We start from the raw sequence: 14581 nt of genomic DNA on the forward strand, positions 1-14581 counted from the left end.
CAGGCGGCTCATGGGCCGCCTGTTTTTTATTTCGCGATAGGTAAGTCGTCGCGACTGCCCCATTCGCCCCAGGAGCCGTCATACAGCGTGACATCCCGTGCGCCCAGCGCCGTCAGCGCCAGAATCACCACCACTGCCGTCACGCCTGAGCCACAGCTGGCGACCACCGGTTGGGTGATATCGACGCCCGCATCGGCAAACAGCGTCTGAAGTTCCGCCTCCGGCTTGAGTTTTCCCTGTTCAACCAGGCTGTTCCACGGCACGTTCAGGCTGTTGGGAATATGCCCGCGATGCAATCCGGGACGCGGCTCATCCACTTCGGCGTTAAAGCGATTGGCCGGACGCGCATCAATAATCTGTGCGCCGCCTTCATGGCTGATCAGCAGTACGTCCGTCAGGCGCTTCACCCGGCTTTCATCTGCGTGGGCCTCAAACTCACCTTCCGGCAGATTCACTTCGCCGGTTGCCAGCGCAAAACCGGCTTCTTTCCAGCCCTGCAAGCCCCCGGCCAGAATCGACACCTGAGCCACACCAAAGGTTTTCAGCATCCACCAGGCGCGTGGCGCAGAAAAGAGATTACCCTCGTCATACACCACCAGGTGCTTATCACTGCTGACACCCAGTTCACGCATCGCGACGGCAAAACTTTCGGCGCGGGGCAGCATATGGGGGTAAGGGCTGGTGTGATCGGAAAGCGCTTCAATATCGAAGTAAGGGGCGTCGGGTAAGTGACCCGCCAGATATTCGGCCTGGATATCGCGAACCGCTTCCATACCGGTTGGCAACAACCGTGCATCCAGCACCTGAAGCCGCTCATCGTTGTAGTGCTCTTGTAACCAGTCGGCGGACACAAACAGTGGCGTCGTCATAACAACCTCATCTCAGCAATCTGTCATACCAGTGTCAGGGAATGTGCGCACCATCTCAAGAGAAGCGTTGATTAAATGCGAGCATTGATATGAAATTGCGCGGCGTAATCAAACGACACTCCCTGCGTCCCGGTGAAGGAACTACCATGAAGAAACGCAATACCCGGCTGCTGCTCAGCATGCTGATCGGTGGCTCGCTGCTGTCAGCGACCCTGTTACCTGTTTTGCCTCTCCGGGCGGCAGAAGCACCCGCAACCGTCCAGATCAGCAAACCGCTGACGATTATCGATCTCTCGGAACTGCAGTTCGATAATGCCGCTGCGCTGGTCTTAACCTTCAGTCAGCCGCTTGATGATAAACAGGATATCGCGCAAAAAGTCAGGCTGACCGACGATAAACAGGGCCGGGTGGATGGCGGCTGGGAGCTTTCTGCTAACCGTAAAACGTTGCGCTTCCGCCATCCCGAGCCGTCGCGTCACTTCACCGTCACGGTGGATGCGGGACTGCGCGCGGCCAGCGGTGAGACGCTTGCCGCCGATTACAGTCAGAAAATCACCACCCGTGATATCCAGCCGATGGTGGGCTTTGCCAGTCGCGGTTCACTGCTGCCGCTGCGTATCACTCAGGGACTGCCGGTGCTGGCGCTGAATGTTGACCAGGTCGATGTCGATTTCTTCCGGATAAAGAATGCCGGGCTGGCGGAATTTCTCTCGCAGTGGAATTACGGCAACAACCTCTCGAGCTGGCAGTCGCAGGAGCTGCTGAAAAGCAGCCAGCTGGTCTATAGCGGACGCTTTGAGCTCAACCCGGCGCGTAACACGCGTGAAAAACTGCAACTGCCGATGCGTGACATTACCGCACTTCAGCAGCCGGGCGTCTATCTGGCGGTAATGAAGCAGGCCGGTACTTATCGCTATAGCCAGCCCGCCACGCTTTTCACCCTGAGCGATATTGGTCTGTCACTGCATCGCTTCCCGACCCGGTTCGAACTGTTCGCCCAGAGTCTGGCAGACGGTCAGCCGCTTTCCGGGGTCAGCGTCAGGTTACTGGATGAGAAGGGGCAGGTGCTGCAAAGCGGAACCAGTGACAGCACCGGTCATCTGAGCCTCAAGGCGGATGAAAAAGGCAAGCTCCTGCTGGCAATTCAGGGAGAACAGACCTCAATGATCGACCTGGCGCGTCCGGCGCTGGATCTCGCTGAATTCCCGGTCGCCGGGCCGCAAGGCTATGACAAACAGCTGTTTGTTTTTGGTCCGCGCGATATCTATCGTCCCGGCGAAACGGTCATCGTCAATGCGCTGCTTCGCGATGCCGACGGACACCCCTTGCCCGCGCAGCCGATCAAAGCGGAGCTGGTGCAGCCCGATGGCCAGGTGATGCGGACTTTTGTCTGGCAGCCTGAAGCAGGATTCTACCAGCAGCGACTGGCGCTGCCCGCGTCGGCCATGACCGGCGACTGGATGTTGCGACTGAATACCGGCGATAACCTCAAGCGCGAGTGGAAGTTTCACGTCGAAGATTTTCTGCCGGAGCGTATGGCGTTAACCCTGAAAAACGACCCTCAGCCGCAGGCCGCTGATGCCAGTGTTGAGTTCGGTATTGAGGGGCGCTATCTCTATGGCGCCCCGGCAGCAGGTAACACGCTACAGGGTCAACTCTATCTGCGACCGGCACGCGAGGCGGTGACTGCACTGCCAGGCTACCAGTTTGGTGACATCACAGAAGAGGGGTTAAAGCGCACGCTGGATGAGGTGGATCTCAAGCTCGACGCCAGCGGCAAAGCACAACTCACGGTAGAAAATCAGTGGGATCAGCTCCACTCCCCGCTCAATCTGATCCTGCAGGCCAGCCTGCTGGAGACCGGCGGACGTCCGGTCACCCGTCGTGCCACCCAGGCCATCTGGCCCGCTGAAGCGCTGCCGGGTATCCGGCCGCTGTTTGGTAACAAGGCGGTTTATGACTACCGCAGTGACAGCTATCACGATGAGCCGACCGTGCCGGAACAGAGCCTGGCCGAATTCGACATTGTCTATGCCAACAGTCAGGGCAAAAAACTGGCGGCAGAGAAGCTGGATGTTCGCCTGATCCGTGAACGTCATGATTACTACTGGAGCTTCTCTGACAGCGAAGGCTGGCAGTCGCAGTATAGCGACAAGGATCTGCAGGAAGATGAACGCGCCATCTCTGTCCCGGCTGATGGCAGCACCAAAGTCAGCTTCCCGGTCGAGTGGGGCCACTACCGGCTCGAAGTGCAGGCGGGCGAGAAGATCGTCAGCAGCGTGCGGTTCCAGGCGGGTTATGACTGGCAGGATAACACCAACGGCACGGGTGCATTGCGCCCGGATCAGGTCAGACTGAAGCTGGACAAAGCCGCTTACCAGCCGGGCGATACCGTGCATCTGCAGGTTGAGTCACCGGCGGCCGGTAAAGGTTACCTGATGGTGGAGTCGAGCAGCGGCACGCTCTGGTGGCAGCCACTGACCGTACCAAAGGGCGGCACAACGGTGGATGTCCCTGTTGCTGAGAGCTGGCAGCGTCACGATCTCTACTTCAGCGCCATCGTGGTGCGTGACGGCGATAAGGTCAGTGGCGCAACGCCAAAACGCGCGGTGGGGCTGTTGCATCTGCCGATGGCGACGGAGGCGCGCCGCTTAAATCTGACGCTGGATGCGCCCGATAAAATCCGTCCTGAGCAACGCCTGACGGTAAAAGTTCACGCCAGTCGTGACGGCGGCCCGCTGCCTGAAAAAGTGAATGTACTGCTGTCAGCCGTGGACAGCGGCGTTCTGAGCGTGACGGATTATAAAACCCCCGATCCGTGGCAGGCTTTCTTTGGCCGTAAACGCTACAACGTCGATCAGTACGACGTCTTTGGCCAGCTGATCGAAGGCGGTGGCCGGCTCGCGGCGCTGCGTTTTGGTGGTGATGGCGAGGATGAATCGATGACGCGCGGCGGCAAAAAGCCAGTGACGCACGTCAATATCGTGGCGCAGCAGTTACAGGCGGTAACACTGGATAAAGAGGGCAACGGGTCGATTACGCTGCCGATCCCGGTCTTTAACGGTGAGCTGCGGCTGATGACCCAGGCCTGGAGCGATGACAGCTTCGGCGCGGCAGAGCGCAAACTGGTGGTTGCGGCGCCGCTGATCAGCGAACTGGCCACCCCGCGCTTCCTTGCCAGCGGCGATACAGCCTCACTGGCGCTGGATCTCACTAACCTGACCGATCTGCCGCAAACCCTGAACGTGGATCTGAGCAGCAGTGGCTTAGTGGATCTGGCCGGGGCTGCCAGCCAGAGCGTGACGCTGGCCAAAGGCGCACGTACCACACTTCAGATTCCGGTCACGGCGAAAACCGGCTTTGGTGATGGCGAGGTCGCCGTGCAGATTTCCGGTCTGAACCTGCCGGGCGAGCAGGTTAAGCCCAGCAAACAGCAGTGGAAAATCGGCGTCAGGCCACCTTATCCGGCCCGGACGCTGAATTTCGATGCCGTCATCAATCCCGATCAGCCCTGGCAGGTCGCGGCAGCCGCGTTTACCGGGCTGGATGCTCAGACCCTGAGTGGACAGCTGACGCTGAGCAATCGTCCGCCGCTCAATATCGCCAGCTATATCAGTGCGCTTTATGCCTATCCCTACGGCTGTCTGGAACAGACCACCAGCGGCCTCTGGCCGTCGCTCTACACCAGCCATGCTGAGCTGACCGCGATGGGGATAAAAACCAGCAGTGATGAGGCGCGCCGGACCGCCGTCGACACCGGCATTGCCCGTCTGGCGGGCATGCAGCGGGCCAACGGTGGCTTCGGGCTGTGGGACAAACAGAGTGAGGAGGAGTTCTGGCTGACGCCTTACGTGACCGATTTCCTGCTTCGCGCCAGCGAGGCGGGCTATGCGCTGCCGGATAATGTAGTTGAGCGCGCTAACGCACGGCTGCTGCGCTATCTGCAGGATCCCGCGCAGATCAGCGGCGGCGGCAGTGATAACAACGCCGCGTTGCAGTTCAGCGTACAGGCTTACGCTGGACTGGTGCTGGCGCGCCAGCAGCGTGCGCCGCTGGGTGCGCTGCGCGCCTTGTATGAAAAGCGTGAGAAGGCCCGCTCCGGCCTGGCGCTGATGCAGCTTGGCGTGGCGCTGAAGCTGATGGGTGACGGGCAGCGCGCATCGCTTGCGATCATGCAGGGTGCCAGTCTGACGCGTTCAGATAAAGAGTGGTATGGCGACTATGGCAGCACGGTGCGCGATCAGGGGATGATGATAGCCCTGTTAGCAGAGAATAAGCTGCAGCCTGATTTGCAGAATAGTCTGCTGCTGTCGCTGTCAAAAGAGGTCAACGGCAAGCGCTGGTTCTCGACTCAGGAGAATAACGCGCTCTATTTAGCGGCGCATACGCTGCAGCGTGCGCAGGGCGGAAGCTGGCAGGCGCAGCTGTCGGGCAATGCACAGCCTCTGCAGGGCGATGCGCCACTGAATAAAGGGCTGGGGGCTGAACGACTGTTGCAGGGCTTAGCCGTCAGTAATCCGGGCAGTGCGCCGCTGTATGGTCGTCTGGATGTCACCGGTTATCCGCTGGCCGCGCCACAGCCGGAGAGCAATGTGCTCGGGATAAAACGTGAATACTTTACGCTGGATGGCAAAGCCGCCGATCTCAGCAATCTGCGCAGCGGCGAGTTGCTGGTGGTGCGTCTGACCGTTTCGTCGAAGCGCAGCATCACCGATGCGCTGGTGGTGGATCTGCTGCCTGCCGGTCTGGAGCTGGAAAACCAGAACCTGGCTGACAGCAGCGCCAGCCTCGGCGACAGTGCGGATGCGCTGAAGGAGAGCATGGGTGACATGCAGCAGGCTGACATCAGACACATTGAGTTCCGTGACGATCGCTTTGTGGCGGCACTGGCGGTAGATACTTATCGTCCCGCGACGCTGGTCTACCTGGCGCGGGCGGTCACACCGGGTCGCTATCTGATGCCACCACCGCAGGTCGAGTCGATGTATGTGCCGGAGTGGCGCGCCACCGGCAGCACGCCGTCGCAGCTGCATATTCAGTAAGTGACGCGACGCGTGGTAAACGTCAGCAGCATCAAAAAGTGGTGGCTCGCGCTGCCGCTTTTTTTCTGGCGCTGTGGCTGGCGATATGGGGGCTGGATCGGCTTTTCCCGCTGCCGCTTAAACAGGTTCAGCCTGCGCGGGTGGTTGTTGCCAGCGACGGTACACCATTGTGGCGCTTTGCAGACAGCAAGGGGATCTGGCGCTATCCGGTCACGCCAGAGGAGGTGGCTCCGGCCTATCTGCAGGCGCTGCTGACCTATGAAGATCGCTGGTTCTGGTATCACCCCGGCATCAATCCCCTGGCTCTGCTGCGCGCCGCCTGGCAGGATCTGCGCCATCAGAGCGTCATTTCCGGAGGCAGCACGCTGACCATGCAGGTGGCACGCCTTATCGACCCGCAACCCCGGACGCTACGCGGCAAGATAATTCAGGCGTGGCGTGCGCTGCAGCTGGAGTGGCATCTTTCCAAACGTGACATCCTGACGCTCTACCTTAACCGTGCGCCCTTTGGCGGCACGCTGGAAGGGGTGGGCGCGGCAAGCTGGAGCTGGCTGGGAAAAGCCCCGTCACAGCTGACGTCGGGCGAGGCGGCGCTGCTGGCCGTTTTGCCGCAGGCACCCAGCCGTCTGCGGCCCGATCGCTGGCCGGAGCGGGCAGAAGCCGCACGCAACAAAGTGCTGGATCGGCTGGCGGAATACCGCATCTGGTCCGCTGAACAAGTGGCGGAAATCCGTCAGGAGCCGGTGTGGCTGCCGCCGCGCCAGATGCCACAGATGGCGCCGCTACTGGCCCGGCGGCTGCTGTCGATCAGCCACAGCGATAAGATTGTCTCTACGCTTGACCCCTCACTGCAGCGCGAACTGGAAAGCCTGGCGCTGAATGTTAAAAATCAGCTTCCTCCACGCACCTCGCTGGCGATGCTGGTGGTGGATCACACCACCATGGCGGTTCGCGGCTACGTCGGCTCGGCTGACTTTACCGATGACAGCCGTTTTGGCCATGTGGATATGATCGCCAGCGTGCGTTCGCCAGGCTCGGTGTTAAAACCCTTTATTTACGGGATGGCGCTGGATGAGGGGCTGATTCATGCTGAATCACTGCTGCAGGATGTGCCGCGTCGCTTTGGTGATTACCGGCCAGGCAACTTCGATACCGGATTTCTCGGGCCGGTCAGCGCCAGTGACGCGCTGGTGCGGTCGCTGAATCTGCCTGCGGTGCAGCTTCTGGAGGCGCTGGGACCGAAAAACGTTGCAGCGCGCCTGCGCAATGTCGGTCTCAACTTACGTTTTCCCCCCGGCGCTGAACCTAATCTTTCCCTGATTCTCGGCGGCACCGGAGCGCGCATGGATGAGATCGTGGCAGCCTACAGCGCCTTTGCCCGCCACGGCAACGCCGGCCAGCTGCGCTGGATGCCCGATCAACCCTTACAGCAGCGGCCGCTGCTTTCGCCTGAGTCGGCGTGGATCATCCGGCGTATCCTGGCCGGGGAAGCGCAGCCCGCGGGCAATGGCAGCGTACCCGATGTGGTGCCACTGGCCTGGAAAACCGGCACCAGTTATGGCTACCGCGACGCCTGGTCGGTGGGGATCAATCCCCGTTATCTGATTGGCGTCTGGGTCGGAAGACCGGATGCCACGCCGGTTGCCGGGCAGTTTGGTTTTGCCTCTGCCGTGCCCGTCATGAATCAGATCAACAGCCTGCTGATGAGTCGCCTCGGCAGACGTGACGTTCCGGGCGATCCGCGCCCGGCCTCGGTGACGATGGCGAGCATTTGCTGGCCTGGCGGTCAGCCGTTGCCCGCCGGAGACGAAAACTGTCGCCAGCGGCGGCAAAGCTGGGTCGCCGCCGACACGCTGCCGCCGACACTGCTGGCTCCCGGCCAGGAGAGCCTCAGCGGATTACGTCAGGGCTACTGGCAGAATGCGCAGGGACTGCGCGTCGCAGCTGATTGCCCCGGCGCCACCCGCCATGAACGGCTGGTCTGGCCGCTGCCGCTGGAAGCCTGGCTGCAGCCTCAGGAGCGGCGGGCGCAACGCCTGCCTCCTGTTGATGCCCGGTGTCCGCCGTTACAGCAGGGCAGCAGCGCGCCGCTGATCGTTACCGGCGTGATTGAGGGGCAAATCGTCAGACCGCTGCCGGGCAGGAGCGCGCTGACGATCCCGGTCGCGGTGCAGGGAGGGCAGGGCGCGCAGCGCTGGTGGTTCCTGAATGGTGAGCCTCTGATGACGCAGAATGCCGCAGACACCCTGTCGCTGCAGCTCGATCATCCGGGCGAGTATCAGCTGGTGGTGATGGATGAAGAGGGGCAACTTTTCTCGGTCACCTTCAGCCGGGGCTGACGCTTTTTTGCGCTAAATCATAACTATGGCGCGTCTGCTTCGACTCAGATCAAGATTTTTCATCAAATTAGGGATCTCTGATAGGCAACGCCGGACTCAGCCCCTATAATCGGCGCCGTTTCTTAACCGGGGCGGACGCCACCGGTTTCTTCAGAACGTCAAGACAGAGGTCATCATGGCAATCGAACGTACTTTTTCTATCATCAAGCCAAACGCCGTCGCTAAAAATGTGATTGGTGCTATCTACAACCGTTTTGAAAGCGCTGGCTTCAAAATCGTTGGCGCAAAAATGCTGCAGCTGAGCAAAGAGCAGGCTGAAGGTTTTTACGCTGAGCACCAGGGCAAGCCATTCTTCGATGGTCTGGTTGAATTCATGACCTCTGGCCCGGTTGTTGTTTCCGTGCTGGAAGGTGAAAATGCCGTTCAGCGTCACCGTGACCTGATGGGTGCCACTAACCCGGCAAACGCACTGGCTGGCACACTGCGTGCTGACTACGCTGACAGCTTCACCGAAAACGCCACGCACGGTTCAGATTCTGCTGAATCCGCTGCCCGCGAAATCGCTTATTTCTTTGGCGAAAACGAAATCTGCCCACGTACCCGTTAATCGCCTGGCGATAAACGTTACGTCGGCTTTACAAAAATCTGCGTAGGGGAGGTCACTCCCGCCTGTTATCAGGCTGCAGATGTTGTACAATATTGCGCCTTCATTGACTCAGCTTAATGAAGGCGCAATTTTTTTCACCTATCCCTGAACAGCGCCATAACGTGTAACAACGAGGCCAGAGAATATTATGTCCGAACAGATTGTGACGTCCGCGTCCGCATCCCCTATTATCGTCTCCCCCAAAAGCCAGAAAATAAACCTGCTGGATCTCAACCGTCAGCAGATGCGCGAATTCTTCCTGTCGCTGGGAGAAAAGCCTTTCCGCGCCGATCAGGTCATGAAGTGGATTTATCACTACTGCTGCGATGACTTCGAGCAGATGACCGACATCAACAAAAAGCTGCGTAACCGACTGATGGAGCTGACGGAGATCCGCGCGCCAGAAGTGGCAGAAGAGATGCGCTCCACCGACGGCACCATCAAATGGGCCATTCGCGTGGGCGACCAGCTGGTGGAAACGGTCTATATCCCGGAAGGAGACCGCGCCACGCTCTGTGTCTCTTCACAGGTGGGTTGTGCGCTGGAGTGTAAATTCTGTTCGACCGCACAGCAGGGCTTTAACCGTAACCTGCGGGTGTCAGAAATTATTGGTCAGGTGTGGCGTGCGGCGAAAATTGTCGGCGCAGCGAAAATCACCGGCCAGCGTCCTATCACCAACGTGGTGATGATGGGCATGGGCGAGCCGCTGCTCAACCTCAATAACGTGGTCCCGGCGATGGAGATCATGCTGGATGACTTCGGTTTTGGTCTGTCGAAGCGTCGCGTGACCCTCTCCACCTCGGGCGTGGTGCCTGCGCTGGATAAACTGGGCGATATGATCGACGTCGCGCTGGCGATTTCCCTGCACGCGCCTAACGATAAGCTGCGTGATGATATTGTCCCGATCAACAAAAAGTACAATATCGAAACCTTCCTGGCGGCGGTGAAACGCTACATTGGCAAATCCAACGCCAATCAGGGACGCGTGACCATCGAGTACGTGTTGCTGGATCACGTCAATGACAGTACAGATGATGCGCATGAACTCGCCGCATTACTGAAAGAAACACCGTGTAAAATCAACCTGATCCCCTGGAACCCCTTCCCGGGCGCGCCTTATGGCCGTAGCTCCAACAGCCGCATCGATCGTTTTTCCAAAGTCCTGATGGACTATGGTTTTACTACCATCGTGCGTAAAACCCGTGGCGATGATATCGATGCCGCCTGTGGTCAGTTAGCCGGTGAGGTGATCGACCGTACCAAGCGTACGATGCGTAAAAAAATGGCGGGTGAAGCCATCTCTGTGAAGGCTCTCTAGAAGAGTGACTCAGAGCGTTTCCTGAAGTGATGACGCGTGGCAGGCTGCAGCCTGTCAACGTCAACCGGATGGAAACGATTATGCGTAACGGATTACCTGCAGTTTTACTGGCGCTGTTTGTTGTAAGCGGGTGTGTCAGCCAGCATCACGAACCCGGAGCAGAAGAGGTGCGTCTGCAGTTAGGGATGCACTATCTGGCGGGTGGCGACTATGCCGCAGCTGAGCGAAACTTTCTGCGGGCACAGGCCGCCGCGCCAGAGGATTACCGGGTCTCGCTTGCGCTGGCTCGACTGGCGCAGAAGCAGGGTAATCAGACAGCGGCGCAGGCACGGTTTATACTGGCACAGCAGCATGCCCCGGATAATGGTTTTGTTGCTAACAATTACGGTGCGTTTCTCTGCGCTTTAAGGCAGTATGGCGAAGCGCATCAACAGTTTAGTCGGGCAAGCGCAGCACCGCAGTTTGATGCACGCAATGACGCGCTTGAACTGGCAGGGTTTTGTTATCTGCAGGCTGGCGATATTGCCGCTGCCCGCAGGACACTACGCCAGGCCATTGAGGCTGACAGACGCAAAGCTGATTCGCTGCTGTCGGAAGCTGAAAAGCAGATGGCAGATAACCATCTGGCGAAGGTGCAGGTTTTGCTTGATGTTTACCAGCAACAGCTGCCCGCAACGGCACGAAGTCTGGCGTTACACTTACGTTTCGCCGCGCTACAGGGAGATGCCGCTGACGTTTCACGTTATGGCGACCAGTTAGCGCGACGTTTTCCGCAATCGATACAGTACCAGCGTTATTTAGCTAATGAATACTGAAGCCACTCAAGAAAACTCTGCATTACATTCAACAGGTGAACGCCTGCGTCTGGCCCGTGAGCAGATGGGGCTGACGCAGCAGAACGTCGCTGAACGCCTGTGCCTGAAACTTTCTACCGTGCGTGATATCGAGGAAGACAAATCGCCTGCCGATCTGGCCTCCACGTTCCTGCGCGGATACATTCGCTCCTACGCGCGTCTGGTGCACATTCCTGAAGAGGAACTGCTGCCGATGATGGCGAAACAGACACCGATTCGGGCTTCAAAGATCGAGCCGATGCAAAGTTTCTCACTGGGCAAACGCCGCAAGAAACGCGACGGCTGGTTGATGATTTTCACCTGGCTGGTGGTGTTTGTGGTGGTGGGTCTGACCGGTGCATGGTGGTGGCAGAATCATAAAGCGTCGCAGGATGATCTGGTGCCGATGACCGATCAGAGCAGCAGCGGTGATAGCGGCCAGTCGATTCCGCTGGGTGAATCCAGCGGTGACAGCGCGGCACCTGCCGCGCCTGACGAAAGCAATACCACCAGTGACAACAGCGCAGCCAGTGCGCCAGCGAGTGCGGCTCCGGCCGCCAGCGCCAGCAATAGCGCGACCACCGCACAGCCAGATACCACCAGCAATGCCGTGGTTTCGCCGAGCCAGGCGCCCGTAGACAACTCAGCGGCTGCACCTGCGGCCACGAATACCAATACCAGCACGGCACCTCAGATGCCAGTAGGTGCAGCGGCGGTCAGTGAACCGGCTGCTGATCCTAATGCGGTGGTGATGACCTTTAACGCCGACTGCTGGCTGGAAGTGAGCGATGCCACCGGCAAAAAACTGTTCAGCGGCATTCAGCGCAGTGGTGGTAAACTCAGCCTCGCAGGAACGCCTCCGTATCGTCTGAAAATTGGCGCGCCTTCCGCTGTTCAGGTGCAATATCAGAATCAGCCCGTTGATTTAAGTCGTTTTATCCGTAATAACCAGGTTGCTCGCCTGACGTTGGGTGCGCAATAACAGCGTATCGCGTACCGGGCAATTGTGGAGAAGAAATATGCATAACGAAGCACCCATTATCCGTCGTAAATCCAAACGCATTTACGTCGGCAAGGTGCCGGTCGGTGACGGCGCACCCATCGCTGTCCAGTCGATGACCAACACCCGCACCACTGACGTGGAGGCGACGGTAAATCAGATCAAAGCCCTTGAGCGAGTCGGTGTCGACATCGTTCGTATCTCGGTGCCTACCATGGATGCCGCAGAAGCATTCAGACTGATCAAACAGCAGGTAAACGTCCCGCTGGTTGCAGATATTCATTTTGACTACCGCATCGCCCTGAAAGTCGCCGAGTATGGCGTCGACTGCCTGCGCATCAATCCCGGTAATATCGGGAACAATGAGCGCATCCGCATGGTGGTCGACTGCGCGCGCGACAACAATATTCCGATTCGAATTGGCGTGAACGCCGGTTCGCTGGAAAAAGATCTGCAGGAAAAGTATGGCGAGCCGACGCCGCAGGCGCTGCTGGAATCTGCCATGCGCCATGTCGATCATCTCGACCGTCTTAACTTCGATCAATTCAAAGTCAGCGTCAAAGCCTCTGACGTCTTCCTCGCGGTTGAATCTTATCGTCTGCTGGCGAAACAGATTGAACAGCCACTGCATCTCGGTATCACCGAAGCGGGCGGCGCGCGGGCAGGCGCAGTGAAATCGGCGATTGGACTGGGTCTGCTGCTGTCAGAAGGGATCGGCGATACGCTGCGTATCTCGCTGGCCGCCGATCCGGTAGAAGAAGTCAAAGTCGGTTTCGATATCCTGAAGTCACTGCGCATCCGTTCTCGTGGCATCAACTTCATCGCCTGTCCGACCTGCTCACGTCAGGAGTTCGACGTTATCGGCACGGTCAACGCGCTGGAGCAGCGTCTGGAAGACCTGATCACCCCGATGGATGTCTCCATTATCGGCTGCGTGGTCAACGGACCCGGCGAGGCGACCCTCTCTACGCTGGGCGTAACCGGCGGCAGCAAGAAGAGTGGTTTCTATGAGGATGGTGTGCGTCAGCGCGATCGTCTCGACAACAATGACATGATCGATCAGCTGGAAGCGCGCATTCGTGCTAAAGCGTCGATGCTGGATGCCAGTCGCCGTATTGATGTGCAGCATCTGGAAAAATAATGGCGTACGCGGTCTGCGTGCGTGACTTTTTTGACTGAACCTGTGCGGTTTCATCCTCATAAGGTATGATGCCGGACAGGTTTTTTTGCATTAAGAGATTCTAACGTGGCGAAGAATATTCAGGCGATTCGCGGGATGAACGACTACCTGCCTGCGGATACCGCCCTCTGGCAACGGATTGAAGGCGTTCTCAAGCAGACGCTGGCGAGCTACGGTTACAGCGAAATTCGCTTACCGCTGGTGGAACAAACCCCACTGTTTAAACGCGCCATCGGTGAAGTCACCGACGTGGTTGAAAAAGAGATGTATACCTTCGAAGACCGCAACGGTGAAAGCCTGACGCTGCGTCCGGAAGGCACTGCAGGTTGCGTGCGAGCCGGTATTGAACACGGTTTACTCTACAACCAGGAGCAGCGCCTGTGGTATATGGGCCCGATGTTCCGCTATGAGCGTCCGCAGAAAGGCCGCTATCGTCAGTTCTACCAGATTGGCGTGGAAGTGTTTGGTCTGCAGGGACCGGACATTGATGCTGAACTGATCATGCTGAACGCCCGCTGGTGGAAAGCCCTGGGTATCTCTGAGCACGTTCGTCTGGAACTCAACTCTATCGGTTCGCTGGAAGCACGCGCGCATTACCGCGACGCGCTGGTCGCCTTCCTTGAACAGCACAAAGAGGTGCTGGATGAGGATTGCAAACGCCGCATGTACACCAATCCGATGCGCGTTCTCGACACTAAAAATCCCGATATTCAGCAGTTACTGAATGATGCGCCACAGCTTGGCGACTATCTTGATGACGAATCACGCGAACATTTCAGCGGCCTGTGTGCCCTGCTGGATGACGCCGGGATCAGCTACACCGTCAATCAGCGTCTGGTACGCGGGCTTGATTATTACAATCGCACCGTGATTGAGTGGGTCACCGATAGCCTGGGTTCACAGGGCACGGTATGTGGTGGTGGTCGCTATGATGGCCTGGTTGAGCAGCTCGGTGGGCGCGCAACACCTGCCGTTGGCTTTGCCATGGGGATGGAGCGTCTGGTGCTGCTGGTTCAGGCGGTTAATCCTGAATTTGAACCGACGAGCAATGTGGATGTCTATGTTATCGCTTCAGGTCAGGGCGTGCAGTCTGCAGCAATGCAGCTGGCTGAGAAATTGCGTGATGAAGCGCCAGAACTGAGGCTGATGACCAACTTTGGTGGCGGCAACTTCAAGAAACAATTTGCCCGTGCTGACAAGTGGGGCGCTCGCGTCGCACTGGTGTTAGGCGAGGATGAGGTCAAAGCCGGTCAGGTCGTCATTAAAGATCTGCGCCGTGGCGAGCAGCAAACGCTGGATCAGGCAGAGGCTGCTGCTGTCTTGCGCTCGCTGTTACAGTAAGCGTGACACAGCA

At 58.5% G+C, this 14581-nt stretch carries 8 protein-coding genes and 1 pseudogene; 8 read left to right on the top strand and 1 reads right to left on the bottom strand.

Features of this window, described 5'->3' with window-relative positions; translation table 11 throughout:
• Positions 1–26: 26 nt before the first annotated feature.
• Positions 27–869, bottom strand: coding sequence for a 3-mercaptopyruvate sulfurtransferase (sseA, locus tag ACR8BN_RS05140; protein ID WP_191939239.1), 843 nt, complete (start codon positions 867–869; stop codon positions 27–29).
• 146 nt (positions 870–1015) lie between these two features.
• Between sseA and ACR8BN_RS05145 the strand changes: the two genes are divergently transcribed.
• The 8 genes and pseudogenes from ACR8BN_RS05145 to hisS all read left to right on the top strand — a co-directional run bounded on the left by ACR8BN_RS05145 (position 1016) and on the right by hisS (position 14568).
• Positions 1016–5911 carry an alpha-2-macroglobulin family protein gene (locus ACR8BN_RS05145; RefSeq protein ID WP_434747379.1) on the top strand — a complete coding sequence of 1632 codons (4896 nt, stop codon included), beginning with the start codon at positions 1016–1018 and terminating at the stop codon, positions 5909–5911.
• Positions 5912–8250 (top strand): annotated as a pseudogene (pbpC, locus tag ACR8BN_RS05150) (peptidoglycan glycosyltransferase PbpC). It abuts the gene before it with no gap.
• Between the two features lie 175 nt (positions 8251–8425).
• Positions 8426–8857 (top strand): nucleoside-diphosphate kinase, encoded by a 432-nt coding sequence (gene ndk, locus ACR8BN_RS05155; RefSeq protein WP_003848684.1) that lies wholly within the window; start codon positions 8426–8428, stop codon positions 8855–8857.
• 187 nt (positions 8858–9044) lie between these two features.
• A complete protein-coding gene (locus ACR8BN_RS05160) occupies positions 9045–10214 on the top strand; it encodes a bifunctional tRNA (adenosine(37)-C2)-methyltransferase TrmG/ribosomal RNA large subunit methyltransferase RlmN (RefSeq protein WP_031594242.1) in 1170 nt (389 codons plus the stop codon).
• A gap of 80 nt (positions 10215–10294) precedes the next feature.
• Entirely contained in the window at positions 10295–11029 is a 735-nt protein-coding gene (pilW, locus tag ACR8BN_RS05165; protein ID WP_434747380.1) for a type IV pilus biogenesis/stability protein PilW, read from the top strand.
• On the top strand, positions 11019–12029 hold the full coding sequence (rodZ, locus tag ACR8BN_RS05170) for a cytoskeleton protein RodZ (protein ID WP_064703319.1): 1011 nt from the start codon (positions 11019–11021) through the stop codon (positions 12027–12029). The genes pilW and rodZ overlap by 11 nt, the downstream gene beginning before the upstream one ends.
• 37 nt (positions 12030–12066) lie before the next feature.
• Entirely contained in the window at positions 12067–13188 is a 1122-nt protein-coding gene (gene ispG, locus ACR8BN_RS05175) for a flavodoxin-dependent (E)-4-hydroxy-3-methylbut-2-enyl-diphosphate synthase (protein WP_003848692.1), read from the top strand.
• A gap of 105 nt (positions 13189–13293) precedes the next feature.
• On the top strand, positions 13294–14568 hold the full coding sequence (hisS, locus tag ACR8BN_RS05180) for a histidine--tRNA ligase (protein ID WP_010257545.1): 1275 nt from the start codon (positions 13294–13296) through the stop codon (positions 14566–14568).
• The last annotated feature ends 13 nt before the right edge of the window (positions 14569–14581 follow it).

It is taken from the genome of Pantoea sp. Lu_F5_004, from assembly GCF_051136245.1.
Lineage (GTDB): Bacteria > Pseudomonadota > Gammaproteobacteria > Enterobacterales > Enterobacteriaceae > Pantoea > Pantoea agglomerans.